The sequence below is a fragment of the Micromonospora profundi genome, assembly GCF_011927785.1.
Taxonomy (GTDB): domain Bacteria; phylum Actinomycetota; class Actinomycetes; order Mycobacteriales; family Micromonosporaceae; genus Micromonospora; species Micromonospora profundi.
The window spans coordinates 5144940-5168423 of sequence record NZ_JAATJK010000001.1 but is presented as its reverse complement, the minus strand read 5'-3'; the positions used below and the strand labels follow the sequence as shown (position 1 = coordinate 5168423).

Below are 23484 nucleotides of genomic sequence, written 5' to 3'. Positions count from 1 at the left end.
GAACGACCCTGTGATCTTGCTCACGCCTCCCGGGCTGGGCGACCCGGGTGAGCGGCGTCGCTGGTCCGACCGCGCCCGCACCACCGCCGCGGTCCGCCCGGTAGGTTGAGCGATCGTGGACGTACACGTCATTGACCACCCGCTGGCCCAGTCCCGGCTGACCGCCATGCGGGACGCGCGCACCGATTCCTCGACGTTCCGGGCGGCGCTGCACGAACTGACCACCATGCTGGTGTACGAGGCGGCGCGCTCCTTCCCCGTCGAGCAGTACCCGGTGCAGACGCCGGTCACCGGCACTGTCGGCACCCGGCTGGCGAACCCGCCGCTGCTGGTGCCCGTGCTGCGGGCCGGCCTGGGCATGGCGGACGCCGCGCTCGGCCTGCTGCCGGAGTCGTCGATGGGTTTCGTCGGCCTGGCCCGCGACGAGGAAACCTACGAGCCGCGCGCCTACATGGAGTCGCTGCCCCGGGAGCTGGCCGGCCTGCCGGTGCTGGTGCTCGATCCGATGCTCGCCACCGGCGGCTCGCTGGAGCACTGCTGCCGGCTGCTGGCCGACCGCGGATGCACTGACATCACGGTGCTCTGCGTGCTCGCCGCGCCTGTCGGCATCGAGCGGCTGGAACGCTCCGGCCTGCCGCTGCGCCTGGTCACGGCCTCGATCGACGAAGGGCTCAACGACAGCATGTTCATCGTCCCCGGTCTCGGTGACGCCGGTGACCGCCAGTTCGGCGGCATGCCCCGGTTCTGACGCGCCACCCGGTCGGTGGTGGGTGCCGGCGGGTTCGCGCGCGGTGGTGCGCGAACCCGCTAGCGTGTGCGGCCATGACAGGTGTTGCGCTCGCCGAGGAGTTGCTGCTACTCGCCTACGACGACACGACCGGCAAGGCGACGATGCCGCGGATCAGCCTGGACCTGGGCATGGCCGCTGCGGTCCTCATCGAGTTGGCCCTGGCGGGCCGGCTCGCGTACGCCGACGGGGCACTGACGGTCGTCGACCCGACGCCCACCGGCGAGCCGGTCACCGACGAGGTGCTGGGCCGGATCGCCGCCGACACCCCGCACACCCCGGCCTCCTGGGTGCAGCGCCTGCGGCACGGCCTGCGCGACCGGATCCTCGGTGACCTGTGCCGGCAGGGCGTGGTGCGGGACGTCGACGAGACCGAGCTGGGCTTCATCCACGTCCACCGCTACCCAGTGGTGGACGCCTCCGTCGAGGCCGACACCCGGCAGCGGCTGACCGAGGCGCTGACCGGCTCGGTGGCACCCGACGAGCGGACAGCCGCACTGGCAACCCTGGTCGTGGTGCTGCGGATGGAGTCGGCGCTCGGCATGAGCGGCGACGCCGCCGCCGACGCCCGCCGGCGGCTGGAGGAGATCGCCACCGGCGCCGGCTTCTCCGGCGAGGTGAGCATCGACGACTCGGTGGTCCGCCCGTCGGTGGGCCTGGTCGTGGCAGCCCTGGGTCGGGCCGTCGACCAGGCGCTCGGTCCGCGCCGCTGACTGTTAGGAAGGGCCCCTTTCTATGCACCAGGCGTTAGTAAGGGGCCCTTCCTTGCACTAGAGGCCGAGGGCGGCTGCGATCTCGGCTCGGAGCTGCGCGATCGCCGCGCTGGCGCGGGCGCGTGCGGCGGTGACGTCGCCGTCCGGCACCGGCTCCACCACCTCCAGGTACGCCTTGAGCTTCGGCTCGGTTCCGGAGGGGCGGATCACCACCCGCGCGGTGGCGGTGCGCAGGATCACCACGTCCGACTCCGGAAGCAGGTCCCGGACGCTGTCGACGGGCTGACCCAGCAGGACTGTGGGGGTGGCTGCCCGGATTCGGGCCATCGCGTCGGCGATCACCCGCAGGTCGTCCACCCGTACGGAGAGCTGGTCGGTGTGGTGCACACCGAACTCGGCGGCCAACTCGTCCAGCCGGTCGGCGAGCGTACGGCCCTGCGCCTTGAGCCCGGCGGCCAGCTCGGCCACGGTCAGCGCGGCAGTGATGCCGTCCTTGTCCCGGACGTGCGCGGGGGCGACGCAGTAGCCCAGCGCCTCCTCGTAGCCGAAGACCAGTGGCGCGCTTCCGCCACCCGCGCGGACGATCCACTTGAAACCGGTAAGGGTCTCGTCGTAGGGCAGGCCACGGGCCGCGCACATCGCCCGCAGCAGCGACGACGACACGATCGTGGTGGCGTAGAGCCCTGTCACGCCGCGTCGCATCAGGTGGTCGGCGAGCAGCACGCCCACCTCGTCGCCGCGCAGCATCCGCCAGCTCTGCCCGCCGTCGCGGATCACCACAGCGCAGCGGTCCGCGTCCGGGTCGTTGGCGATGGCGAGGTCCGCACCCGTCGAGTCGGCCAGCGCGATCAGTCGGTCCACAGCACCCGGCTCCTCCGGGTTAGGAAACGACACGGTCGGGAACTCCGGGTCGGGTTCGGCCTGGTCGGGGACCACACCGGGGACCGGAAAACCGGCCCGGACGAACGCCGCCGTGAGCACCGCGGCACCCACCCCGTGCAGAGGGGTGTACGCCACCGACAGGTCCCGTGGCCCGTCCGGGTCGATGACCGCTGTGGCGCTTTCGACGTACGCGGCGATCAGGTCGTCGCCGAGGACCTCGCCGGCCCGGCCCAGCGGCACATCGATGAGGGGGCCGACGGCCCGGATGGCGGCCTCGATGCCGGCGTCGGCCGGCGGCACGATCTGCGCTCCGGCACCCAGCTCACCACCCAGCTCCGCGCCGAGGTAGACCTTGTAGCCGTTGTCCTGCGGCGGGTTGTGGCTGGCGGTGACCATCACGCCGGCCACCGCGCCGAGCTGGCGCACCGCGTACGCCAGCACGGGGGTGGGCAGCGGTCGGGGCAGCAGCAGCGCCGGCCGGCCGGCGCCGGTGGCCACCTGCGCGGTGCGCTCGGCGAACTGCCGGGAACCGTGCCGGGCGTCGTACCCGATCACCAGGGGGCCGGTGCCGCCCTGGGCGGCGAGCCAGCCGACCAGCCCGGCGGCGGCCTGGGTGACCACGGCGAGGTTCATGCCGTTCGGGCCGGCCCGGAGCGGGCCGCGCAGACCCGCGGTGCCGAAGGTCAGCGGGCCGGCGAACCGGTCGGCCAACTCGGGGGCGCTCGCCGGCAGCCTGTCGATCACCGCCGTCAGCTCGTCCCGGGTGGCCGGGTCGGGGTCGTCGGCCAGCCAGCGCCGAGCTTGCTCGCGAATGTCGTCGATGTCAGGGGTGTCCGCCGCCATGCCCCTTGATAGCACGGCGGCGGATCAGCGCTGTCGGTTCCCTCGGCTCAGCCGTCACCGGTGAGCTGGAACGTCCGCACCATCTCGTCGAAGATCGGCTTGCTCTCGGCGAACTTGGTGTCGGTCGAGGTGAGGTAGAACGAGTACGCCTTGCCGTCCTGCGCGACGCCCCGCCAGATGCCGTGCCGCATGGCGTCGCCCTCACCGCAGGTGTACTCGAATTCGGCGGCCGGCTTGCTGGCCAGCTCGGTCTCGGTGGAGGCGATCTGGTTGTACGGCTTGACGCAGGACGTGCTCCTGGTCTTGAGGCCGTTCTCGGCCGTCTCGGCCCACCGGGTGGAGCTGCTGGACCACTTCTCGGTGATGATCCGCACCTTGCGGCCGCTGTCCTCCGGGTCGATGTAGTCGGTGTACGAGCCGCCGGTGGCCTTCTTCCAGCCCTTGGGCACCATGACCTGGATGCCCCGCGCGACGTGCTCCTGCATCTCGACACTGGGACCGGCCGCAGCCGACGGGGTGGGCTGCGCCTGCGGGGCTGTCGGTGCGGGGTCGTCGCCGCCGGAGAACACCAGCACGCTGAGCAGCAGCACCAGTGCCAGCCCGCCGGCCGCGGCGAGCTGCACCTTGCGTGGCCAACCCTTGACGGTGCCGACCAGTTGACCACCTGTGGCGCGGACCTTGTCGAGAGCGCCGCCGCTCGGCGCGGTGGACGGCGTCGTCCAGGGCTGACCGGTGCCGGGCACCGACCACTGGTTGCCGCCGCCGTAGGTGCCGCCGACGCGCTGGGTGGCCTCCGACCCGCCGTACGGGACCTGCTGGGTGGCATCGGCTCGGCTGCCGTAGGTGACCCGCTGGGTGGCGTCCGGGTGTGCGCCCGCGTCCACCCGCTGGGTGGCGTCGGCGTTGCCGCCGTAGGTGCGACCACCTGCGGGACGGCCGGCGGAGGGCATCGCGCCGGTGGGCGTGTGCAGCGGGCCGGCGAGCGCGTCGGCGCTCGTCTCGTCGAGCCCGGCGGCGGCGGAGGCGGCGGCCGGCTGGGGGCGTTCGCCCTTGCGCAGCGAGGCCAGCCGGTCGGTGAGCGACTCGTTCGGGGCGAGCATGGCCCGGCCGCCGATCTGCTTGTCCGGCTTCGACTCCTGCGCGGCGGGCAGGGCGATCGGCGCGGGGCGCTGCTGCACCGGCACCACGGCGTACGGGTCGGTGACCGAGTGCACGGCGGTGGCGGTGCTGCCCAGCGGGCCGGCGAGCAGTTCGCGCAGCATCGCCCGGGAGGTGTGCACGTCCAGCCGCCGGGCCGGGTCCTTCTCCAGGAGGCCCATCAGCACCCGGGTCAGCGGGCCGCTGCGCTGCGGCGGGGCCGGCGGGTCCTCGACAACCGCGTGCATGGTCTCGATCGGGTCACCCTTGTCGAACGGGGGGCGCCCCTCGACGGCGGTGTAGAGCGTCACGCCCAGCGAGAACAGGTCGCTCGGCGGGCCGAACTCCTGACCCATGGCCCGCTCGGGCGAGATGAAGTGCGGCGAGCCGAGCACCATGCCGGGGGTGGTGAGCTGCACGTCGGTGGGCATCCGGGCGACACCGAAGTCGGTGAGCACGCAGCGCCCGTCGGTGCAGATCAGCACGTTGGCGGGCTTGACGTCGCGGTGCAGCACACCGATGGCGTGCGCGACCTCCAACGCGCCGAGCAGCGCGATGCCGATCTTGGCGACCGCGCGGGGTGCCACCGGCCCGTCCTCGATGACCATGTCGGCGAGGCTGCGGGCGTCCAGCAGCTCCATCACGATCCACGGGCGACCGGCCTCGGTGACCACGTCGTACACCTGCACCACGGCGGGGTGCTGGATGGCTGCGGCGGCGCGGGCCTCGCGCAGTGTGCGTTCGTACATGGCGTCGCGGTCGCTGGGGGCAAGGCCCGGGGGAAGGACCACCTCCTTCACCGCCACGTCGCGGCGCAGCAGGGTGTCTGTGGCGCGCCACACCGTGCCCATGCCGCCGTTGCCCACCGCGGACCGCAGCGAGTACCGGTCACCGATGGTGGTGCCGGGCGCCGCTCGTCCGCTGGCGGGACTTACCTGTCCGCCGCTCCACGTCGGGATCTGAGTCACAGAAAAGCCACCGGGGGAAATCGAGGGGGGCTGGGACACAACCCCCCTATCTTGCTGGTTCCGACGCCCGATGCGAAAGCCGACGCGGCGGACGTTTGGTGAAGTCGACAGATCGTGCTTGTCCGTTCACCTCCCGTCGACCGGTCGAGACGCAGTGTGCGGTATCCCTCACCCGGTGGGACGCCGACGCGCCATACCATCCGGAGATGAGCGAATGGCGGCCAAGCGAGTCCGGGTTTCCGATCAACGCCGTCTACACGGCGGCCGACCTCCCGGAGGACCTGGATTCCCGGCTGGGAGGCCCGGGCGAGTTCCCGTACACAAGGGGGGTCTACCCCACGATGTACACCTCCCGTCCGTGGACCATGCGCCAGTACGCCGGCTTCGGCACCGCCACCGAGTCCAACGCGCGCTACCACCAACTGTTGCGGGCCGGCACGATGGGCCTCTCGGTCGCCTTCGACCTGCCCACGCAGATGGGCTACGACTCGGACGACCCGATCGCGCACGGCGAGGTCGGCAAGGTCGGCGTGGCCATCGACTCCATCGAGGACATGCGGCTGCTCTTCGCCGACATCCCGCTGGACAAGGTCTCCACCTCGATGACCATCAACGCGCCCGGCTCGGTGCTGCTGCTGCTCTACCAGCTCGTCGCCGAGGAGAACGGGGTGCCGGGCGCCGCCCTCAACGGCACCATCCAGAACGACATCCTCAAGGAGTACATCGCCCGGGGGACGTACATCTTCCCGCCGAAGCCGTCGCTGCGCCTGGTGGCCGACACGTTCGCGTACTGCCGCAAGGAGGTGCCGAAGTGGAACACGATCTCCATCTCCGGCTACCACATGGCCGAGGCCGGTGCCACGCCCGCGCAGGAGATCGCGTTCACCCTGGCCAACGGAGTGGAGTACGTGCGGGCGGCGCTGGCCGCGGGGCTCGCCGTCGACGACTTCGCGCCCCGGCTGTCGTTCTTCTTCGTGGCCCGCACGACGCTGCTGGAGGAGGTGGCGAAGTTCCGTGCCGCCCGGCGGATCTGGGCCCGGCTGATGCGTGACGACTTCGGCGCCAAGGATCCGAAGTCGATGATGCTGCGCTTCCACACGCAGACCGCGGGCGTGCAGCTCACCGCCCAGCAGCCGGAGGTGAACCTGGTTCGGGTGGCGGTGCAGGGGTTGGCCGCTGTGCTCGGCGGCACCCAGTCGCTGCACACGAACAGCTTCGACGAGGCGATCGCGCTGCCCACCGAGAAGGCTGCCCGGCTCGCGCTGCGCACTCAGCAGGTGCTGGCGTACGAGACGGACCTGACGGCCACCGTCGACCCGTTCGCCGGCTCGTACGTGGTGGAGGCGATGACTGCCGAGATCGAGGCCGCCGCAGTCGAACTGATGGAGCGGGTCGCCGACCACGGTTCGGCAGTGGACGCCATCGAGGCCGGGTTCCAGAAGCGGGAGATCGAGCAGTCCGCGTACCGGATCGCCCAGGAGATCGATTCCAGCGAGCGCGTGGTGGTGGGGCTCAACCGGTTCACGGTGGACGAGGAGGAGCCGTACGAGCCGCTGCGGGTCGACCCGACGATCGAGGCGGCGCAGGCCGACCGGCTGGCCCGGTTGCGCGCCGAGCGGGACGCCGACGCGGTGACCCGTGCCCTCGCCGAGCTGCGGGCCGCCGCCGAGGGGTCCGACAACGTGCTCTACCCGATGAAGGAGGCGCTGCGGGCCCGGGCCACGGTGGGCGAGGTCTGCGGAACGCTGCGCGAGGTGTGGGGGCTGTACCGGCCCAGCGACCGGTTCTGACCGACTCCCGATCGCCCTTGGGGTGTGCCGAAGCGGCTTAGGGGGTACGCCGACCGGGTGCACCGTGACGCACATGGTGTGCGGTCACGGTTTGCCGTCGCATGTGAGCGTCCTAATCCGGTCGTTGCGGAGTGTGGTCGGTTAATTGTCGGAGTGTCAGTTCATCACCCCGACTAATGCGACAATTCGCAGCAAGGGCGTGTGAGTGGGACCCCCGCTCGCTGTCGCCGGTTTTGATTACGCGTTGTAGGAGGTGAGGGGGCGGATGGCAGCGTTCGACAGTGATCTACCTGCTGTCTCACACATCTCCGAGCGTCCTCAGCAGGGCATACGTGACGCTGCGCGGTCTGATCATCACCGTAACGAGGTTGCGCAGCGTCACCGCCGGAGGTCTAGGCTGTCTGCTGTCCCCGATGATCCATCCATCTCCAGTAATCGAGAATTCGACGTGACGAGTGCGTTGACGCTGCCCAATGGCGGCCAGCTGGCGTCGTCCTGGACGGACGCGCCGCCCGGTTCCCAGCCGCTGCCCCGCGACCTGGAGCACCTCCTCGCGCTCCGGGTACCCGGGCTGATCGCCACGCGCCGTCACATCCACTCGCACCCCGAGCTCTCCGGCACCGAGTTCGAGACGGCCGCCCTGATCGCGCGGGAGCTGTCGCTGGCCGGCCTGCAACCCCGGCTGCTGCCCAAGGGCAACGGGGTGATCTGCGACATCAACGGCCGCCCGGACGGGCCTGTCGTCGCGCTGCGCGCCGACATCGACGCCCTGCCGCTGCACGACACCAAGGACGTGCCCTACCGCTCCACGGTGGAGGGCGTCTGCCACGCCTGCGGCCACGACGTCCACACCACGATCATGCTCGGCGTCGGCATGCTGCTGGCCCAGCTCGCCGACCTCGGAGAGCTGGACGGCCGGGTCCGGCTCATCTTCCAGCCCGCGGAGGAGATCCTGCCGTGCGGCTCGCTTGAGGTCATCGAGGCCGACGGTCTGGACGACGTCGTGCAGATCTTCGCGCTGCACTGCGACCCGAACCTGCCGGTGGGCCAGATCGGCCTGCGCGTCGGCCCGATCACCGCGGCGGCCGACAACGTCACAGTCCGGCTCACCGGGCCGGGAGGGCACACCGCCCGCCCGCACCTGACCGTCGACCTGGTCGACGCGCTCGGCCGCCTGATCACCGAGGTGCCCGCCCTGGTCAGCCGCCGGGTGCCGGCAAACAGCGGGCTGCTGTTGGTCTTCGGCCACGCGTCGGCCGGCACCCGTTACAACGTCATCCCCTCCGAGGCGTCCGCCTCGGGCACCCTGCGGGTGATGGACCGGGACACCTGGGAGCAGGCGCCCAAGATCGTGGCTCAGGTGGTGCGGGACGTGATCGCCCCGACCGGTGCCACCGTCGACCTGGAATACCTGCGCGGTCGGCCGCCGGTGAGCAACGACTCCCGGGCCATCCAGGTGCTGACCGCCGCCACCACCGCCGCGCTCGGCCCGGAAGGCGTTGCCGAAACCCCGCAGAGCATGGGCGGCGAGGACTTCTCCTGGTATCTGGAGTACGTCCCCGGCGCCCTCGCCCGCCTCGGCGTGGGCCGTTCCGGCCCCAACGTCGACCTGCACCGCGCGTCCTTCGACGTGGACGAGCGGGCCATCCCGGCCGGCGTACGCGTCATGGTGCAGACCGCGCTGCGGGCACTGGCGGCGGCCCGCTGACCGGTGCAGTGAGCGCCGGGGTCTTCCGCCGCCTGCGCAGCACCAGCAGCAACACCACAAGCGGTACGCCGAGCGCCACCAGCCACGGCAGCAACGCCCCCAGCACGGTGAGCAGGACGGTCATCGAGGCGACGAACGCCTTCCAGCCGCCCTTCAAGCCGACCAGGAAGCCGGTCTCGGCCTTCTCGTCGCTTGTCTTCGCCGCCGGCCCGGCAAGCGAGACGGTGATCGTGGAGAGAGCCGTCAGGTCGGCCAGCCGCCGCTTCTTGGCCTCCAGCGAGGCCAGGTCCGCCTCCCGACGACCCAACTCGTTCTCCAGCGACACCAGGTCGGCGATCGAGGTGGCCCGGGCCAGCAGCCGGCGCGCGCTGTCCACACGCGCCCGCTGACTGATGATCCGGGCCTCCAGGTCGACGGTCTCCTCGGTGACGTCGCGAGTGTTGATGTCCCGGCTCTGCTGCCGGCCGAGCTTCGCGATCTCCTCCACCACCCCGGAGAACTTCGCCGCCGGCACCCGCAGTTGCAACTCCGCCTCGGCGTCCGCATCGGCGCTACGCCGCACGTCCCCGCCGATGAAGCCGCCGGCCCTGGTGACCACGGCGGTGACCTCGCGGGCAGCCGCGTCCACATCGGTCACCTGCACCCGCATCGCTCCGGTGTAGATGATCGCTCGCTGGTCGACCCGTAGGTCCGGAGCGCCGGCCCCGGCCGCCCCCTCCGCGTCGGTGCCGCTGTTCTTGTCCGCCGCTCCGCCCTCCGCGACGGCCCGCTCTGGCGCCGAGGCCGCCGAGTCCCGCGCGCCGCTGTCGTCGGCACCGCACCCCGCCATGGCCAGTGTCGCCGTGAGTGCCATCGCCGTCAGTAGTGCGCCGCGACGCCGTCCTGCCTGTCCGTCCATCCCCGCTCCCATCGTTGTCAGCTGGTGTGGCGATACCTCGGACGTGGCGCGCCCGCCGGCTGGTTCCGGCAGACTGCGCTGAGGACATCACGATTCGATAGTCGAGGAGTCACGATGCGGCTCACCAAGTACGCGCACTCCTGCCTCCGGGTGGAACACGACGGGGGAGTGCTCGTTGTGGACCCTGGGGTGTTCAGTGACCCCCAGGCGTTGGAGGGCGCGGATGCGGTGCTGATCACCCATGAACACCCGGACCACATGGACCTGGCAGCACTGCGTCTGCACCTCGACAGGCGGCCGGTGCCGATTCACGGGCCGGCCTCGCTCGCCGGCACCCTTGGCGACGCGGCCGAGGCGCTGAGCCCTGTCGCTCCCGGTGAGTCGTTCACCGCCGCCGGGGTCCCGATCCGCGCATACGGCGGGCGGCACGCGGTGATCCACCCGGACATCCCGGTGATCGACAACATCGGCTACCTGATCAACGACGTCGTCTACCACCCCGGCGACTCCCTCGTGGTGCCGGAGGAGACGCCTGTCGACACGCTGTTCGCGCCGATCCACGCCCCCTGGTCGAAGTTCTCCGAGGTCGTCGACTTCATCCGGGCGGTCGCCCCGCGCCGCGCGTACGCCCTGCACGACGCCCTGCTCAACGACAACGGGCTGACTGTGCTCAACCGGCAGTACTCGGCCCTGTCCGGCACCGAGTACCAACGTCTGGAGCCCGGTAGCCGGGTGGACGTCTGACGCGATGCCCGGCCCGTCCTCGGAGCTGGTGCAGCAGCTCTACCGCACCCCACCGGACCGGTTCGTGGCGGCCCGGGACGCCGCCGTGGCCGAGGCGCGGCGGGCCGGCGACCCGGGCACCGCCCGCCAACTGGCCCGGTTACGCCGCCCCACCGTCGCCGCGTGGCTGGTGAACCTGCTCGCCATCCACCGTCCCGAACTTGTCGCCGACCTGGTCCAGCTCGCCGACTCGTTGCGGGTCGCGCAGCGGGAGCTGCGCGGGTCCCGGCTGCGGGAGCTGTCGGCCCAACGTCGGGCGGTGGTCGGCGCGCTTGTCGCCGAGGTCCGCAAGCTCGCCGCGGCCGAGCCAGAGGCACCGCCGGCCAGCCGGCTGCCGCTGGGCGAGGTCGAGGCGACACTGAACGCGGCGCTCTCCGACACCGAGGTCGCCGAGCAGGTCCGGGCCGGACGGCTGCTGCGGTCGGCTCACTACGCGGGCTTCGGCGAGGTGCCCCGACCGCAACTGCGGCTGGTCACCGGCGACGACGACGAGCCAGAACCGGAACCTCGCCCCGTCGCCCAGCGCACACGCGCCGCAGGCCCTCGCGCCGACCCGGCCCGGGAACGTGCCGCGCAGGCCGAACGCGCGGCGCAGCGGGCGGCCCAGGCCGAGCGGGCACGGCGGCGTCGCGCACTGGACCGGGAACTGGACCGCGCCCACGCCGACCAGCAGCGGGCCGAGGCCGATCTGGCCGAGGCGACCGGGCAGGAGCAGGACGGGGTCGCCGTCCTCGACGGGATCGAGACCGAGCTGGCCGAGCTGGAGCGGCGGCGGGCTGTCGCGGAGCAGGATCTCAGCCGGGCACGGCTGGCCCGGCGGGCGGCTGAGCGGGCGGTGACTGTGGCCCGCCGACGCGCGGGCGAGGTAGAGGCCGCCGTCGAGGCGCTGGTGGCCGAAGAGGGGGATGCGGACGCGGGTGGTGGCGCGGCAGACTGACAATCGATGGACGACGACGAACGGGGCCGCCGCGTTCCGGCCGGGGCCGCCGCTGGCGTGCCGAGCCGTCTTCCGGGGGTGCCCGGATGACGCCGGAGCAGCTCGCCGCCGCCAGCAAACCCGTCGTCCTCGATCTCGGTGACGCGTTCAGCAGATGCCCGAGCACGCTTCGCCGGGCCCGGCTGCTCGGCATCTCCGGCTGGGCGTTCTACATCAGCGGCCGGGCCGGAGCGCTCGGCGACGTACGCGCGGAGACAGCCGCCGCCGCCATCGGCTTCGTCGCCCCGGACGCGGTCGCCGACGGGTGGGACGCGGCGGCCCGGGTCCTCCCGCCGGCCGACGTGGCCGCCGCCAGCCTCGCCGAGTGCTGCCGGTGGGGGACGGAACGGTTGGGCGCGCTGCCGGGAGCCGAGCGGCTGGCCGGGCTCGTCGAGCAGGCGGTGGTCGCCGCGAACGCCAGTGGGATGCCGCTCTTCGCCGCCTGGCGGGCCATGCCGCTGCCCGACCTCTCTCCGGGAGCCCGGAGCGCCGCCGGGCTGCGCGTGCTCCGCGAACACTTCACCGGCGCGTACCTGCTGGCGGTGCGCGCCGCCGGCATGACGCCGCTGGAGGCGGTGCTGGCCGGGCCGGAGGGGGTGGCCGGCGCGGTGGCGTGCGGCTGGCCACAGCCGTACCCGCCGATCGGGCCGCTTGTGCGTCGGCGGCTCTGGGCGGAGGCGGTGACGAACCGGTTGGCCGCGCCCGCGTTCGCGGCACTCGGCCCCGGCGACGGCGCCGAACTTGTGGAGTTGCTGCACCACACCCGCTCCGCCCTCGCCTGAAAAGGACGTTGTCGCTGGCGGCCCGATCCGGTGCGGTGCGAGGTCAGCCGGCCCAGGCGGGGCTAGGCTAAGGAATTGGCTAACCGATGAGGTGCGCCATGTCGGGTGAGGCCGTGCACTACAACATGCACGACGCCAAGACCCACCTGTCGCGCATCATCGAACGGGTCGAACGCGGCGAGGAGATCATCATCGACCGGGCGGGCACCCCGGTGGCGAAGGTCGTGCCGCTGGTGCGGCGCGCCAACCGCACTGCGGTCGGCTCCCTCGCTGGGCAGGTGGATCTCTCGGGCGACCGGGATTCATCCGAGACCAACGCTGAGATCGCCGCAGACTTCACCCGGTGACGTACGCCCACGCCATCGTCTGACAGGGACGGTCCCGACCTGGCCTGGCGAAAAATGGGCGGCACCCTCGACGGTCGGCTGTCAGGATGTGCTGCCGTGACGCTTCCCGCTGGCTGGACCGCGCGCCGGCCCACCCTCGACGACGTACCGGCGATCCTCACGGTCGTGCACGCGGCCGACACCTTCGCCATCGGCCATCCCGACTTCGACGCCGAGGACGTGGAGGCGTCGCTGACCGCCCCCTATGTCGATCCGACCCGCGACTCCTGGCTGGCCGTGGATCCGGACGGCACAGTGGTCGGCTGGGCGACGGTGGACAATCCGACAGGGGTCGGCCGGGAATTCGTGGAGGTCTACGTCGACCCGGACCGGGCGGGCATCGTCCGCGCGCCGCTGCTGGCCCGACAACTCGACCGGGTCGCCGAGCGCGCCGCCGAGCGAGGGCTGCCGGCGCTCACCGTCCGGTGCGCGGTCTTCGCACCCGAGCGCGACTGGGAACGGACACTGCGCGATAGCGGGTTCACCCTCGCCAAGCGGTACGTCCGGATGAACCGCTCGTTGGCCGACCTGCCGGCCGAGCCGCCTCTGCCGGCCGGGGTGACAGTGCGCCCGGTCCGACCCGACGACGAGGCCGAGTTGCGGGAGTTCCACAGGGTCCACGACACCGCCTTCGGCGACACCCCGGATCACGAGCCGTTGTCGTACGAGCGGTGGAGGGCCCGCATCGGCGACGTGACGGCCTGGGACGAGTGGTTCGTCGCCGAGGTGGACGGGGTGCTCGCCGGCGCGTTGCAGTCCTCCGACCAGGGGCTCGACCAGCAGGAGGGCTTCGTGCGGAGCCTGTCGGTGCTGCCCGCGTACCGTCGGCGTGGGGTGGGTGCGGCGTTGCTGCGCCGCGCGTTCGCCCGCTACGCCGAGAAGGGCCGGCTCTCCGTCGGCCTGGGTGTGGACCTCACCAACCCGACCGCCCCGGTGTCGCTCTACCGCTCGGTCGAGCTGCGGGAGACCTGGTGGAGCGACATGTACGAGCTTGTGGTCCCTGCCGCCGGTGTGTGATTGACGACGCTCGACCGGCCCGCCGACCAGCCCGACCGGTGACGGTTGCAGACTGTTCGGGTGCGAAAGGCGCTCAGAGGCTGCGGGGGGACCCGGTCAGGCCGAGGCGGTGCCGGTGGGACGGGAGCGAAGCTCGGTGACGTAGTCGTCAGGGGCACCCGCCTTCTCGGCGGCGTTCGCGATCTCGGAGAGGTACCAGGCGGTCGGCAGCCCGCCCTCGTAACCGTCGAACACGTAGATCCACGCGGTCACGTCACCGTCGAGGGTGGAGATCCGGACGTGCAGCTTGCGGTACGTGCCGGCGGCCACCCCCTCCAGCTCGTCGAGCTGGGCCGCGTCGTACGGATCGATGTCGTAGATCGCCACGAACACGCGGTCGCCGGGGGACTCGACGACGGTGGTCACCGCGCCTTCCCAGCCGATGACGTCCTCACCGGCGAAGGTCAGCCGCCAGCCCTCCAGCCAGCCGGTGCCCACCATCGGCGAGTGCGGGCAGTAGGCCCGCATCCGGGCTGGATCGAGGTTTGAGCCGTAGGCGGCGTGATGACCCACGGCGATGACGATAGCCCGGCGGACGGGTGGGGGAGAATACGACTGTGCGTGTCGGACGCGTTCGGGAGAAGAAAGTCACTGTGAGCATCAACGAAGGGCGAACGCTGTGAGCCGGATCGTGATCATCGGCGGTGGGCCGGCCGGGTACGAGGCGGCGCTTGTCGCCGCCCAACTGGACGCCGATGTCACCGTGGTGGAGGCCGACGGCGCGGGCGGGGCCTGCGTGCTGTCCGACTGCGTGCCGTCGAAGACGTTCATCGCCAGCTCGCAGGTGGTCACCGGCTACCGGGACACCGAGGAGTTCGGGGTGCACTCGGACGGGCTGGAGGCGGTCACCGTCGACGCGCGGGCCGTACACGAGCGGGTCAGGCGCCTGGCGCTGGCGCAGTCCGCCGACATCCACGCCAAGCTGCTCAAGGCGGGAGTCACCTTCGTGGCCGGCACCGCCCGGCTGGGCGAGGACGCCCTCGGGCACACCCACATGGTCATCATCACCCCGGCCGACGGAGGCGAGGAATACTCGATCGCCGCGTCCACCGTGCTGGTGGCCACCGGCTCGACGCCCCGCCAACTGCCGACGGCCGTGCCGGACGGCGAGCGCATCCTTACCTGGCGCCAGGTGTACGACCTGCCGGAGCTGCCCGAACACCTGATCGTGGTGGGCTCCGGTGTCACCGGCGCCGAGTTCGCAAGCGCGTACCTGGCGATGGGGGTCCAGGTCACTCTGGTGTCCAGCCGGGACCGGGTGATGCCGCACGAGGACGCCGACGCGGCGTCGGCCATCGAGCGGGTGTTCCGCAACCGGGGCATGACGATCCTCAACAACTCGCGCGCCAACGCGGTCCGGCGTACCGCCGACGGGGTGGAGGTGGAGTTGTCCGACGGCCGCAAGGTCGCCGGTTCGCACGCGCTCATCGCGGTGGGCTCGATCCCGAACACCGCCGACCTGGGCCTGGCCGAGTACGGCGTGGAGCTGGGCCGGGGCGGCTACGTCACTGTCGACAGGGTTTCCCGGACGAACGTTCCCGGCATCTACGCCGCCGGTGACTGCACAGGTGTGCTGCTGCTGGCAAGCGTCGCCGCCATGCAGGGCCGGATCGCGATGTGGCACGCCCTCGGCGAGGCGGTCCGGCCGCTGCGGCTGCGGACGGTCTCGGCGAACGTCTTCACCGACCCGGAGCTGGCCACCGTGGGTGTCTCGCAGGACGAGGTCGACGCGGGCAAGATCCCGGCCCGGCCGGTGATGCTGCCGTTGTCCGGCAACGCGCGGGCCAAGATGGACGATCTGTCCGACGGCTTCGTGAAGCTGTTCTGCCGGCCGGCGAGCGGGCAGGTGATCGGCGGTGTGGTCGTCGCGCCGAAGGCCAGCGAGCTGATTCTGCCGATCACGCTGGCAGTGGAGAACAACCTGACGGTCAACGAGCTGGCCCAGACGATCACGATCTACCCAAGCCTCTCCGGCTCGATCACAGAAGCGGCCCGCCAGCTGATGCTCCACGAGCTGGAATGACCCGTGCTCTCGTCGATCATGGAGTTGTGGTGGCCGGTTTACGCCGGCACACCCCTTTTGTGGGGCACCACAACTCCATGATCGACCAGGGGGCGGGTTTGGAGCACGGCCAGGGTCGCTAACACAGCTACCTCGGTCAGGATCAGCAGGCGTTCTATCAGGCCCAGCAGGACTCGGTCGCCGGGGTAGGCGGACCAGATCATCGCCGCCGCCAGGGTCAGGCTGAGCACGACCAGGGCACGAATGACCCCTGCGGCGGGTGCCACGTCGGGCCGGCGGGCGAGCAGCCAACCGGCGGCCGGCAGCGCCAGAAAGGCGACCACCGAGGCGTACCGGTGCAGGTAGGCGGCGGTGGTCATGGCGGTGCCCGGGTCGTTTGTCGGCACCACCGCGGCCAGCAGCAGCCCTGCCACCCACGCGACGAGCAGCAGGTCAATGGCCCGGCCGGCCCGTGTACGCGGGCGGGGCGGGCCGGTGCGGCGCAGCCCGTACAGCAGCGCGACGCTTGCGAGCGCGAGCACCACCATCGCGGCGTCGATGACGCCACCCCTGTCGGAGACGGCGAAGTCGCTGATCGTCAACGTCCACGGGTCGAGGTGGTCGACCTCGAGATGGCCGATCACTGTGAGCAGGGCCGCGAGGGCGATCCCGCCGAGGGCCAGCAGTCCGGTGTTCCGGGTTCCAGGCATGACCCAGCCTGTCGCCGGGAGCACCCGAGCCGGATCCGGGACAGCCACCGACATGGCCCCCAGAAACCACCCCTAGAGGCAGCTTCGTCGATCTTGCAGTTTCGGTCGCCGTTCCGCGTGCTTCGCGCCATTCGTCGGGGCACAAAGTGCAAGATCGCGGGGGATTGGGGCGGCGGCGGTGCGGGCATGGCGGGCGTTGATGAGCGTCATCGCCCATCCTGCTGCCGCGAAGCCGGCTGCCGCTGCGGCGGCGATGATGGCCAGGCGCCACGCCGACTGGGTGAGTGCCGTGCCGCCCAGGTGCCCCACCATCGCGCCGTAGGTGGCCCAGCCCAGCGCGGCCACGCCCTCGTAGAGCAGGAACAGCCGGTACGGGTACCGGCTGCGGCCGGCCGAGAAGCACGCCGCCATGCGTCCCCCCGGCACGAACCGGCAGAGCAGGAAGACCATCGGCCCCGGTTGTCGCAGACCCTGCGTGACCCTGCTGGCCATCCGCCGGGCACGGCTCAGTTCGCTGTGCCGGGGTGCCCGTCGATCCGGTGCGCTTCGGCCGAGCAGGTAGCAGGCCAGATCCCCGACGAAAACGCCAAGCGCGCCGACGGCGATGATGACCGGCAGGCTGAGGCCGCCGTACACGGTGAGCGCACCGCTGGTGATCATGATGAGCTGGGTGGGGATCACCGGGACGAAGGCGTCAGCGATCAGCAATCCGAGCAGCACCAGGTACGCCCACGTCGGTGACGCGACGTCAGTCAGTAGTTCGGGCACGCCTGCCACCTCGCCGGATGCGGCCGATTGTGTGTGTCGAGCCTGACGTCGTGCCCGGCGTCACCGTGCACGGCCCCGTCCCGTCGTGACCGTCGACACCACAGGCCACCCAGTTACAACGAGTTGAACCATCTTTAGGTGACGCCTCCAGGGTTGACGCACGGCGTCCGAGGCGGTCGGCGGATCGGCCCTCGTCGGCGTACCGTTGTCGGCGCGGCCGAGCCCGTCGGGTCCCCCGTTCCTGACGACTCGGGTTGCCCCGGGCCGCCGGCGGGTCCCGCGCCGGCGGCCCACCCCCTCTCCGACTGCCGCAAAACCCTGTGCGTCCTGCACCGCAGGGGCGGTAGCGTCGCCGCATGCGCAGCGCGGTAGTGATGACCACGACGCCGGGTGTCCCCGGCGTGCCGCTCTGACGTAACCACAGTCGACAAGGCCCCGGGGCGATCCGCCCCCGAGGGCCGCGCGGCGTTCGGAGTCCAGGTCGCCCCGGGGTCGTACCCGATCCAGGAGCGCGACATGATCGACCACCGAAGGCTTGGCCGTGAGTTGGACCTCTTCGTCTCCGATCCGCTTGCCGGGGCCGGCCTGCCGATCTGGCTGCCGGCCGGTGCCGCCGCCCGGCACGCCGTCGAGGAGTACGTCCGTGAGTTGGAGCGCCGGTCCGGCCACCAACACGTCTACTCGCCGCCGCTCGGCAAACGCGAACTGTTCGAACTCTCCGGGCACCTCGGCTACTTCGCCGACGACATGTTCCCCCCGATGCGACTGAGCGCCGACGACGAGGTAGTGCTGCGGCCCGCGCTCTGCCCGCACCATGCGCTTGTCTTCCGCGCCCGGGGTCGCTCCTACCGGGAGCTGCCGCTGCGGATCGCCGAGCTGGGCGGCATGTACCGCTCGGAGCGCTCGGGAGTGCTCGGCGGGCTGTCCCGGGTCCGCGCCATCTCGCTCAACGACGCGCACACCTTCTGCGCACCGGACCAGGTCGGCGCCGAGGTCGTCGAGATCCTCAGGCTGATCCGCGCCGCGCAAGCCGCGCTCGGCGTCCGTCCGGCCGGCTTCCGACTGTCGGTGCGCGGACCGGCCGGCAGGTACGTCGGCGACGACGCGCAATGGTCCTACGCCGAGAACCTGCTCCGAGGCGCGCTCGACGGTGCGGAGTACGTCGAGGTGCCGGGCGAGGCAGCCTTCTACGGTCCGAAGATCGACATCCAGATCGTCGACGCGGCCGGCCGGGAGTCGACCATCTCCACCATCCAACTCGACTTCGACAAGCCGGAGCGGTTCGACCTGTCGTACACCGATTCCGACGGCAGCCGGCGTCGCCCTGTGATGGTGCATCGCAGCCTCGTGGGCAGCATGGAGCGGCTGTTCGCGTACCTCATCGAGGTGCACGAGGGCGCCTTCCCGGCCTGGTACGCGCCGGTCCAGCTGGCGCTGCTGCCGGTGGGCGACGAGCAGGCCGGCGCGGCGGCCGAGCTGGCGCGGCGGGCACTCGACGCCGGGCTGCGGGTCGAGGTCGACGTGGCCGGCTCGCTGGGCGCCCGGGTACGGGACGCGGCTCGCCGCCGTATCCCGTACCTCGGGGTGTTGGGCTCTCGGGAGGTGGCCGACGGGCGGTTGGCGCTGCGCCTGCGCGGCGGCCGTGCTCTGGATCCGATGCCCGTCGCCGACGTGCTCGCCCTGATCAGCGGGCAGGTCGCCGCCCGCGCGGCCGACCTGCTGCCGCCGGGCTGACCCGCCCGCCGACTGCGGTGTGCACACGGCCGGCCGCCCTCAGACCGACGCGGGCTGCGCGGTGGGGGCGGCCGGCTCCTCGTCGACCACCGCCCCGGTGAACTGGGATCGGTAGAGCCGGTGGTACGCGCCCTTGGCGGCGAGCAGTTGCTCGTGGGTGCCCTGCTCGACGATGCGACCGTTCTCCATCATGAGGATCAGGTCGGCGTCGCGGATGGTGGAGAGCCGGTGCGCGATGACGAAGCTTGTCCGGTCCGAGCGCAGCGCCGCCATCGCCCGCTGGAGCAGCACCTCGGTGCGGGTGTCCACCGAGCTTGTCGCCTCATCGAGGATCAGCAGGGACGGTTCGGCGAGGAACGCCCGCGCGATGGTGATGAGCTGCTTCTCGCCGGCGCTGACGTTGCTGCCCTCCTCGTCGATGACAGTGTCGTAGCCGTCGGGGAGGCTCCGCACGAACCGGTCCACGAAGGTGGCCCGGGCCGCGGCGAGGATCTCCTCCTCGGTTGCGTCCGGCCGTCCGTAGGCGATGTTGTCCCGGATGGTGCCGCCGAAGAGCCAGGTGTCCTGGAGCACCATGCCGATCCGACCGCGCAGGTCGTCGCGGCGCATCGTGGTGATGTCCACCCCGTCTAGGGTGATCCGTCCGGCGTCCAGCTCGTAGAAGCGCATGACCAGGTTGACGAGTGTGGTCTTGCCGGCGCCGGTCGGCCCGACGATGGCAACCGTGTGACCCGGTTCGGCGACAAGCGACAGGTCGTCGATCAGCGGCTTGTCCGGGTCGTACCGGAAGGAGACGTGCTCGAACTCGACCCGCCCGTGCGGGTCGCTGACGCGGGCCGGCGCGACAGGGTCGGGGCTCTGCTCGTCGGCGTCGAGCACCGCGAAGACCCGCTCGGCCGAGGCCACCCCGGACTGGAGCAGGTTGGCCATCGAGGCGAGCTGCGTGAGCGGCTGGGTGAACTGGCGGGAGTACTGGATGAACGCCTGCACGTCGCCGAGGCTCATCGTGCCCGATGCCACCCGCAGCCCACCGACCACGGCGATCGCCACGTAGCTCAGGTTTCCGATGAACATCATCGACGGCATGATGATCCCGGAGATGAACTGGGCGCCGAAGCTTGCCCGGAACAGCTCCTCGTTCTTGGCGTGGAACGCGGCCTCCACCTCGCGCTGCCGGCCGAAGACCTTCACCAGCTCGTGACCGGTGTACGCCTCCTCGATCTGGCCGTTCAGCTCGCCGGTGTGCGTCCACTGCGCGATGAACTGCTTCTGCGAGCGCTTCGCGATGCGCTGCGTGACGAGCACCGACAGCGGCACCGCGACCAGGGCCACCAGGGCCAGCAGTGGCGAGATCCAGAACATCACACCGAGTACGCCGACGACTGTCAGCAGCGAGGTGAGCAGCTGGCTGAGGGTCTGCTGGAGGCTTGTGGAGATGTTGTCGATGTCGTTCGTGACGCGGCTCAGCAGCTCGCCGCGCGGCTGCTTGTCGAAGTAGGGCAGCGGCAGCCGGTTGAGTTTCTCCTCCACCTCGGCGCGCAACCGCAGCACTGTGCGCTGCACGACGCCGTTGAGCAGCCAGCCCTGCCACCACGACAGCAGGCTCGCCGCCAGGTAGAGCCCGAGCGCCAGCAGCAGCACCCGACTCAGGGCGCTGAAGTCGATGCCCACCCCCGGCACGACGTCCATCCGGGCCAGCATGTCGGCGAAGCTGTCGTTGCCGCTGGCGCGAGCCGCCGCGACGGCCTGCTCCGTGGTAGTGCCCGCCTCCAGGTTGCGACCGATCACGCCGTTGAAGATCAGGTCGGTGGCGTGGCCGAGGATCTTCGGCCCGGCCACGCTGAACCCGACACTCACCACCGCGAGGGTGATGATCGCGGTGAGGTGCAACCGGTGCGGGCGTAGCCGGCCGAGCAGCCGCCGCGCGGACGGTCCGAAGTTCATCGACTTCTCGGCGGGCATCCCGGCGCTCGCCCAGTGCGGTCCGCCGGCCGGGCGGCCCGGCGGCAGCCGTTTCGGCGCCGCCGCGTCGCCGCCGGGTTGCTCCGCGCCGGCTGCCGGCGTCCGTTCGTCGCCAGCCGGCTTCTGCGTGGGTACGGCCAAGGTCCGCGGCTCCTCGCGCTCGCTCATGCCGGCACCTCCGCCGTCTGCTGGGAGGCCACGATCTCGGCGTACGTCGGGCAGGTCTGCACCAGCTCCGCATGTCGTCCCACTCCGACGACTCCTCCGTCCTCAAGAACGATGATCTGGTCGGCGTCGACGATCGTGGACACCCGCTGGGCCACGATCACCACTGCGGACCGCGCGGTGACCGGGCGCAGGGCTGCCCGCAGACGCGCGTCGGTGCCGAGGTCGAGCGCGGAGAACGAGTCGTCGAAGAGGTAGATCTCCGGCTGGCGGACAAGCGCCCGGGCGATGGCCAGGCGTTGCCGCTGCCCGCCGGAGACTGTGCTGCCGCCCTGGGCGATCGGGGCGTCCAGGCCGCCGGGCATCTGGGCCACGAACTCGCTGGCCTGGGCGATCTCCAGAGCCGCCCACAGCTCCTCGTCGGTGGCGTCCGGGTTGCCGTAGCGCAGGTTGCTGGCGACCGTGCCGGTGAACAGGTACGGCCGCTGCGGCACCAGGCCGATCCTCTTCCACAGCTCCTCGGGTGCCATCTCGCGGACGTCCACGCCGTCGACAAGCACCGCGCCGCCTGTGACGTCGACCAGGCGGGGGATGAGCGACAGCAGTGTCGTCTTGCCGGCGCCGGTGCTGCCGATGATCGCTGTGGTTGTGCCCGGGGTGGCCCGGAAGGAGATGTCCCGCAGCACCGGGTCGACGGCGCCCGGGTACTGGAACCGCACGTCGCGCAGCTCAAGCTCGGCCCGGGTGGGCAACTCGGTGACCGGCTCGGCGGCGGGGACCACCGACGAGTCGGTGTCCAGCACCTCGATGATCCGCTCGGCGCAGACCGCCGCGCGGGGCACCATCATCATCATGAAGGTGGCCATCATGACGGCCATCAGGATCTGCATCAGGTACTGCAGGAAGGCGGTGAGCGCGCCGACCTGGATGGCGCCTGCGTCCACCCGCTGCGCGCCGAACCACAGCACTGCCACGCTGGAGACGTTCAGCACCAGCATGACCACCGGGAAGATCATCGCCATCAGTCGGCCGGTACGCAGCGCGGTGGCGGTCAGGTCGGCGTTGGCGACGGCGAAGCGATCCGTCTCGTACGGCTCACGGACGAACGCGCGAACCACCCGGATGCCGGTGATCTGCTCGCGCAGCACCCGGTTGACCGTGTCGATCCGGGTCTGCATGAGCCGGAAACCCGGCACCATCCGGCGGATGATCGCGCTCAGCACGATGGCCAGGACCGGCACGCTGACAAGCATCAGCCAGGAGAGCCCGATGTCCTCGCGCAGCGCCATCACCACGCCGCCGACGCTCATGATCGGCGCGGCCACCAACATGGTGCAGCTCATCAGCACGAGCATCTGCACCTGTTGCACGTCGTTGGTGTTGCGAGTGATCAACGACGGCGCGCCGAACCGGGCCACCTCGCGGGCGGAGAAGCGGTTGACGTGGCCGAACAACCGGGCGCGTACGTCCCGGCCGAAGCCCATGGCGATCCGCGCGCCCAGGTAGACGGCGGCGATCGAACAGATGATCTGGATGAGGCTGACCAGCAGCATCCAGCCGCCGGTGCGCACGATGTAGTCGGTGTCGCCCTGGGCCACGCCCTGGTCGATGATGTCCGCGTTGAGGCTGGGCAGGTAGAGCGAGGCCATGGTGCCCACGAACTGGAGCAGCACCACCGCGAGCAACGGCCGCCGGTAGGTGCCCAGTTGATCGCGTAGGAGTCGGATCAGCACGCCGGGTCCCCCGATCCGGTGGTGTGTGCGGTCATCTGCGGGTCGTCCGCGTTGGCGATGACCTCAAGGAGGAACTCGCGGATCACCTGGGCCTTCGCCGGGTCGGCGTCGACGGAGGTGAGCGGGCGTCCGGAGTGCATCAACGCGCTGAGTGCTGCCACACGTTCCCGCCCGGCGGGGGTGATGGCGAGTCGAACGCTGCGCCTGTCGCTGTCGTCACGCTGCCGCTCGACCAGACCGTCGCGGGCAAGCGTGTCCACGATGCCGGTCAGTGTGGCCGGGCGGACGAAACACCGCTCGGCCACCTGCCGGTGCGGCAGCTCGCCATGTCGGGCGAGCGTCATCAGCGTCACCATGCCGGCCTGGGTGAGGCCGTGGTCCTCGGCGAGATAGCGGTTCCACCGTTGCCCGACGAGGTGCCCGGCGACCACGAGCAGTCGGCCGAGCGGAGCGTCCTGGAGGGTCACGAGTTTCACCCAAGCAGGTTAGCTCCCTGATAGTCAGGTCCCAAACGAATTCCCCAAACCCTCGCGCCCCACCCCGCTCCGCGCCGCGCCGCGCCCCTCCTCCGCGCCAGCCCTCTCCTCCGCCGACCCTCTCCTCCGCAGTGTCGATCATGGAGTTGTGGTGGGCGGTTCACCCATCAGTGCCCCCTTTGTGAGGCACCACAACTCCATGATCGACGCGGGAGGCGGGCGGGG

20 protein-coding genes are annotated in these 23484 nt (G+C 71.3%); 11 read left to right on the top strand and 9 right to left on the bottom strand.

The features are described 5' to 3' along the window. Nucleotides 1-115 precede the first annotated feature (115 nt). Nucleotides 116-748 (top strand): uracil phosphoribosyltransferase, encoded by a 633-nt coding sequence (gene upp, locus F4558_RS22730; RefSeq protein WP_053659331.1) that lies wholly within the window; start codon nucleotides 116-118, stop codon nucleotides 746-748. Nucleotides 749-822: 74 nt separating this feature from the next. Beyond that, the gene (locus F4558_RS22725; RefSeq protein ID WP_053659332.1) at nucleotides 823-1500 is read left to right on the top strand and encodes a GOLPH3/VPS74 family protein; all 678 of its coding nucleotides are present in this window, start codon (nucleotides 823-825) and stop codon (nucleotides 1498-1500) included. Nucleotides 1501-1557: 57 nt separating this feature from the next. Here the strand turns inward: F4558_RS22725 and F4558_RS22720 are convergent, their stop codons facing one another. Together F4558_RS22720 and F4558_RS22715 are read right to left on the bottom strand one after the other, a co-directional pair. Then, the gene (locus tag F4558_RS22720; protein WP_167945957.1) at nucleotides 1558-3225 is read right to left on the bottom strand and encodes a phospho-sugar mutase; all 1668 of its coding nucleotides are present in this window, start codon (nucleotides 3223-3225) and stop codon (nucleotides 1558-1560) included. 47 nt (nucleotides 3226-3272) lie between these two features. Further along, on the bottom strand, nucleotides 3273-5330 hold the full coding sequence (locus F4558_RS22715; RefSeq protein WP_167945956.1) for a serine/threonine-protein kinase: 2058 nt from the start codon (nucleotides 5328-5330) through the stop codon (nucleotides 3273-3275). A gap of 206 nt (nucleotides 5331-5536) precedes the next feature. Here F4558_RS22715 and F4558_RS22710 point away from each other — a divergent pair, with 206 nt between their 5' ends. After that, nucleotides 5537-7120, top strand: coding sequence for an acyl-CoA mutase large subunit family protein (locus F4558_RS22710; protein WP_053659335.1), 1584 nt, complete (start codon nucleotides 5537-5539; stop codon nucleotides 7118-7120). A 448-nt stretch (nucleotides 7121-7568) separates the two neighbouring features. Further along, nucleotides 7569-8828, top strand: a complete 1260-nt coding sequence (locus tag F4558_RS22705) for an amidohydrolase (protein WP_053659337.1) — start codon at nucleotides 7569-7571, stop codon at nucleotides 8826-8828. On the opposite strand, the gene F4558_RS22700 is transcribed toward F4558_RS22705, so the two are convergent. Beyond that, a complete protein-coding gene (locus F4558_RS22700; RefSeq protein WP_209274571.1) occupies nucleotides 8785-9747 on the bottom strand; it encodes a DUF4349 domain-containing protein in 963 nt (320 codons plus the stop codon). The genes F4558_RS22705 and F4558_RS22700 overlap by 44 nt on opposite strands. Nucleotides 9748-9840: 93 nt before the next feature. Between F4558_RS22700 and F4558_RS22695 the strand changes: the two genes are divergently transcribed. From F4558_RS22695 to F4558_RS22675, 5 genes are all read left to right on the top strand, one after another. Beyond that, a complete protein-coding gene (locus F4558_RS22695; RefSeq protein WP_053659340.1) occupies nucleotides 9841-10470 on the top strand; it encodes an MBL fold metallo-hydrolase in 630 nt (209 codons plus the stop codon). Between the two features lie 4 nt (nucleotides 10471-10474). Further along, nucleotides 10475-11446 (top strand): hypothetical protein, encoded by a 972-nt coding sequence (locus F4558_RS22690; protein ID WP_053659342.1) that lies wholly within the window; start codon nucleotides 10475-10477, stop codon nucleotides 11444-11446. An 86-nt stretch (nucleotides 11447-11532) separates the two neighbouring features. After that, complete coding sequence (locus F4558_RS22685) at nucleotides 11533-12267, top strand: SCO6745 family protein (protein WP_053659344.1); 735 nt, start codon at nucleotides 11533-11535, stop codon at nucleotides 12265-12267. A gap of 98 nt (nucleotides 12268-12365) precedes the next feature. Continuing rightward, nucleotides 12366-12614, top strand: coding sequence for a type II toxin-antitoxin system Phd/YefM family antitoxin (locus F4558_RS22680; protein ID WP_053659347.1), 249 nt, complete (start codon nucleotides 12366-12368; stop codon nucleotides 12612-12614). Nucleotides 12615-12710: 96 nt separating this feature from the next. Next, a complete protein-coding gene (locus tag F4558_RS22675) occupies nucleotides 12711-13670 on the top strand; it encodes a GNAT family N-acetyltransferase (protein ID WP_167945954.1) in 960 nt (319 codons plus the stop codon). A 96-nt stretch (nucleotides 13671-13766) separates the two neighbouring features. Here the strand turns inward: F4558_RS22675 and F4558_RS22670 are convergent, their stop codons facing one another. Beyond that, the gene (locus F4558_RS22670) at nucleotides 13767-14222 is read right to left on the bottom strand and encodes a gamma-glutamylcyclotransferase family protein (RefSeq protein ID WP_053659351.1); all 456 of its coding nucleotides are present in this window, start codon (nucleotides 14220-14222) and stop codon (nucleotides 13767-13769) included. Between the two features lie 106 nt (nucleotides 14223-14328). Between F4558_RS22670 and F4558_RS22665 the strand changes: the two genes are divergently transcribed. Further along, nucleotides 14329-15732, top strand: coding sequence for an NAD(P)H-quinone dehydrogenase (locus F4558_RS22665; RefSeq protein WP_053659353.1), 1404 nt, complete (start codon nucleotides 14329-14331; stop codon nucleotides 15730-15732). 38 nt (nucleotides 15733-15770) lie between these two features. Here the strand turns inward: F4558_RS22665 and F4558_RS22660 are convergent, their stop codons facing one another. After that, nucleotides 15771-16421, bottom strand: a complete 651-nt coding sequence (locus tag F4558_RS22660) for a DUF998 domain-containing protein (protein ID WP_167945953.1) — start codon at nucleotides 16419-16421, stop codon at nucleotides 15771-15773. Nucleotides 16422-16493: 72 nt separating this feature from the next. Further along, nucleotides 16494-17189: a DedA family protein gene (locus F4558_RS22655; protein ID WP_312877383.1), complete on the bottom strand. Its 696-nt coding sequence runs from the start codon at nucleotides 17187-17189 to the stop codon at nucleotides 16494-16496. Between the two features lie 516 nt (nucleotides 17190-17705). Between F4558_RS22655 and thrS the strand changes: the two genes are divergently transcribed. After that, nucleotides 17706-18923, top strand: coding sequence for a threonine--tRNA ligase (gene thrS, locus F4558_RS22650; RefSeq protein ID WP_167945952.1), 1218 nt, complete (start codon nucleotides 17706-17708; stop codon nucleotides 18921-18923). A gap of 39 nt (nucleotides 18924-18962) precedes the next feature. Here thrS and F4558_RS22645 read toward each other — a convergent pair whose 3' ends face one another. Genes F4558_RS22645 through F4558_RS22635 form a run of 3 tightly spaced genes read right to left on the bottom strand, consistent with a single transcriptional unit; the run spans nucleotide 18963 to nucleotide 23259 of the window. Continuing rightward, on the bottom strand, nucleotides 18963-21053 hold the full coding sequence (locus F4558_RS22645) for an ABC transporter ATP-binding protein (RefSeq protein ID WP_082377643.1): 2091 nt from the start codon (nucleotides 21051-21053) through the stop codon (nucleotides 18963-18965). Then, on the bottom strand, nucleotides 21050-22783 hold the full coding sequence (locus F4558_RS22640) for an ABC transporter ATP-binding protein (RefSeq protein WP_053659354.1): 1734 nt from the start codon (nucleotides 22781-22783) through the stop codon (nucleotides 21050-21052). Before F4558_RS22640 ends, F4558_RS22645 begins: the two co-directional genes overlap by 4 nt. Next, a complete protein-coding gene (locus F4558_RS22635; RefSeq protein WP_167945951.1) occupies nucleotides 22777-23259 on the bottom strand; it encodes a MarR family winged helix-turn-helix transcriptional regulator in 483 nt (160 codons plus the stop codon). The genes F4558_RS22640 and F4558_RS22635 overlap by 7 nt, the downstream gene beginning before the upstream one ends. Between the last annotated feature and the right edge of the window lie 225 nt (nucleotides 23260-23484).

Bases quoted from the DNA above. Each gene is read 5' to 3' on its own strand.
- F4558_RS22725 (WP_053659332.1), top strand. From the start codon at position 823: ATGACAGGTGTTGCGCTCGCCGAGGAGTTGCTGCTACTCGCCTACGAC.
- F4558_RS22720 (WP_167945957.1), bottom strand. From the start codon at position 3,225: ATGGCGGCGGACACCCCTGACATCGACGACATTCGCGAGCAAGCTCGG.
- F4558_RS22710 (WP_053659335.1), top strand. From the start codon at position 5,537: ATGAGCGAATGGCGGCCAAGCGAGTCCGGGTTTCCGATCAACGCCGTC.
- F4558_RS22695 (WP_053659340.1), top strand. From the start codon at position 9,841: ATGCGGCTCACCAAGTACGCGCACTCCTGCCTCCGGGTGGAACACGAC.
- F4558_RS22690 (WP_053659342.1), top strand. From the start codon at position 10,475: ATGCCCGGCCCGTCCTCGGAGCTGGTGCAGCAGCTCTACCGCACCCCA.
- F4558_RS22685 (WP_053659344.1), top strand. From the start codon at position 11,533: ATGACGCCGGAGCAGCTCGCCGCCGCCAGCAAACCCGTCGTCCTCGAT.
- F4558_RS22680 (WP_053659347.1), top strand. From the start codon at position 12,366: ATGTCGGGTGAGGCCGTGCACTACAACATGCACGACGCCAAGACCCAC.
- F4558_RS22660 (WP_167945953.1), bottom strand. From the start codon at position 16,421: ATGCCTGGAACCCGGAACACCGGACTGCTGGCCCTCGGCGGGATCGCC.
- thrS (WP_167945952.1), top strand. From the start codon at position 17,706: ATGATCGACCACCGAAGGCTTGGCCGTGAGTTGGACCTCTTCGTCTCC.
- F4558_RS22645 (WP_082377643.1), bottom strand. From the start codon at position 21,053: ATGAGCGAGCGCGAGGAGCCGCGGACCTTGGCCGTACCCACGCAGAAG.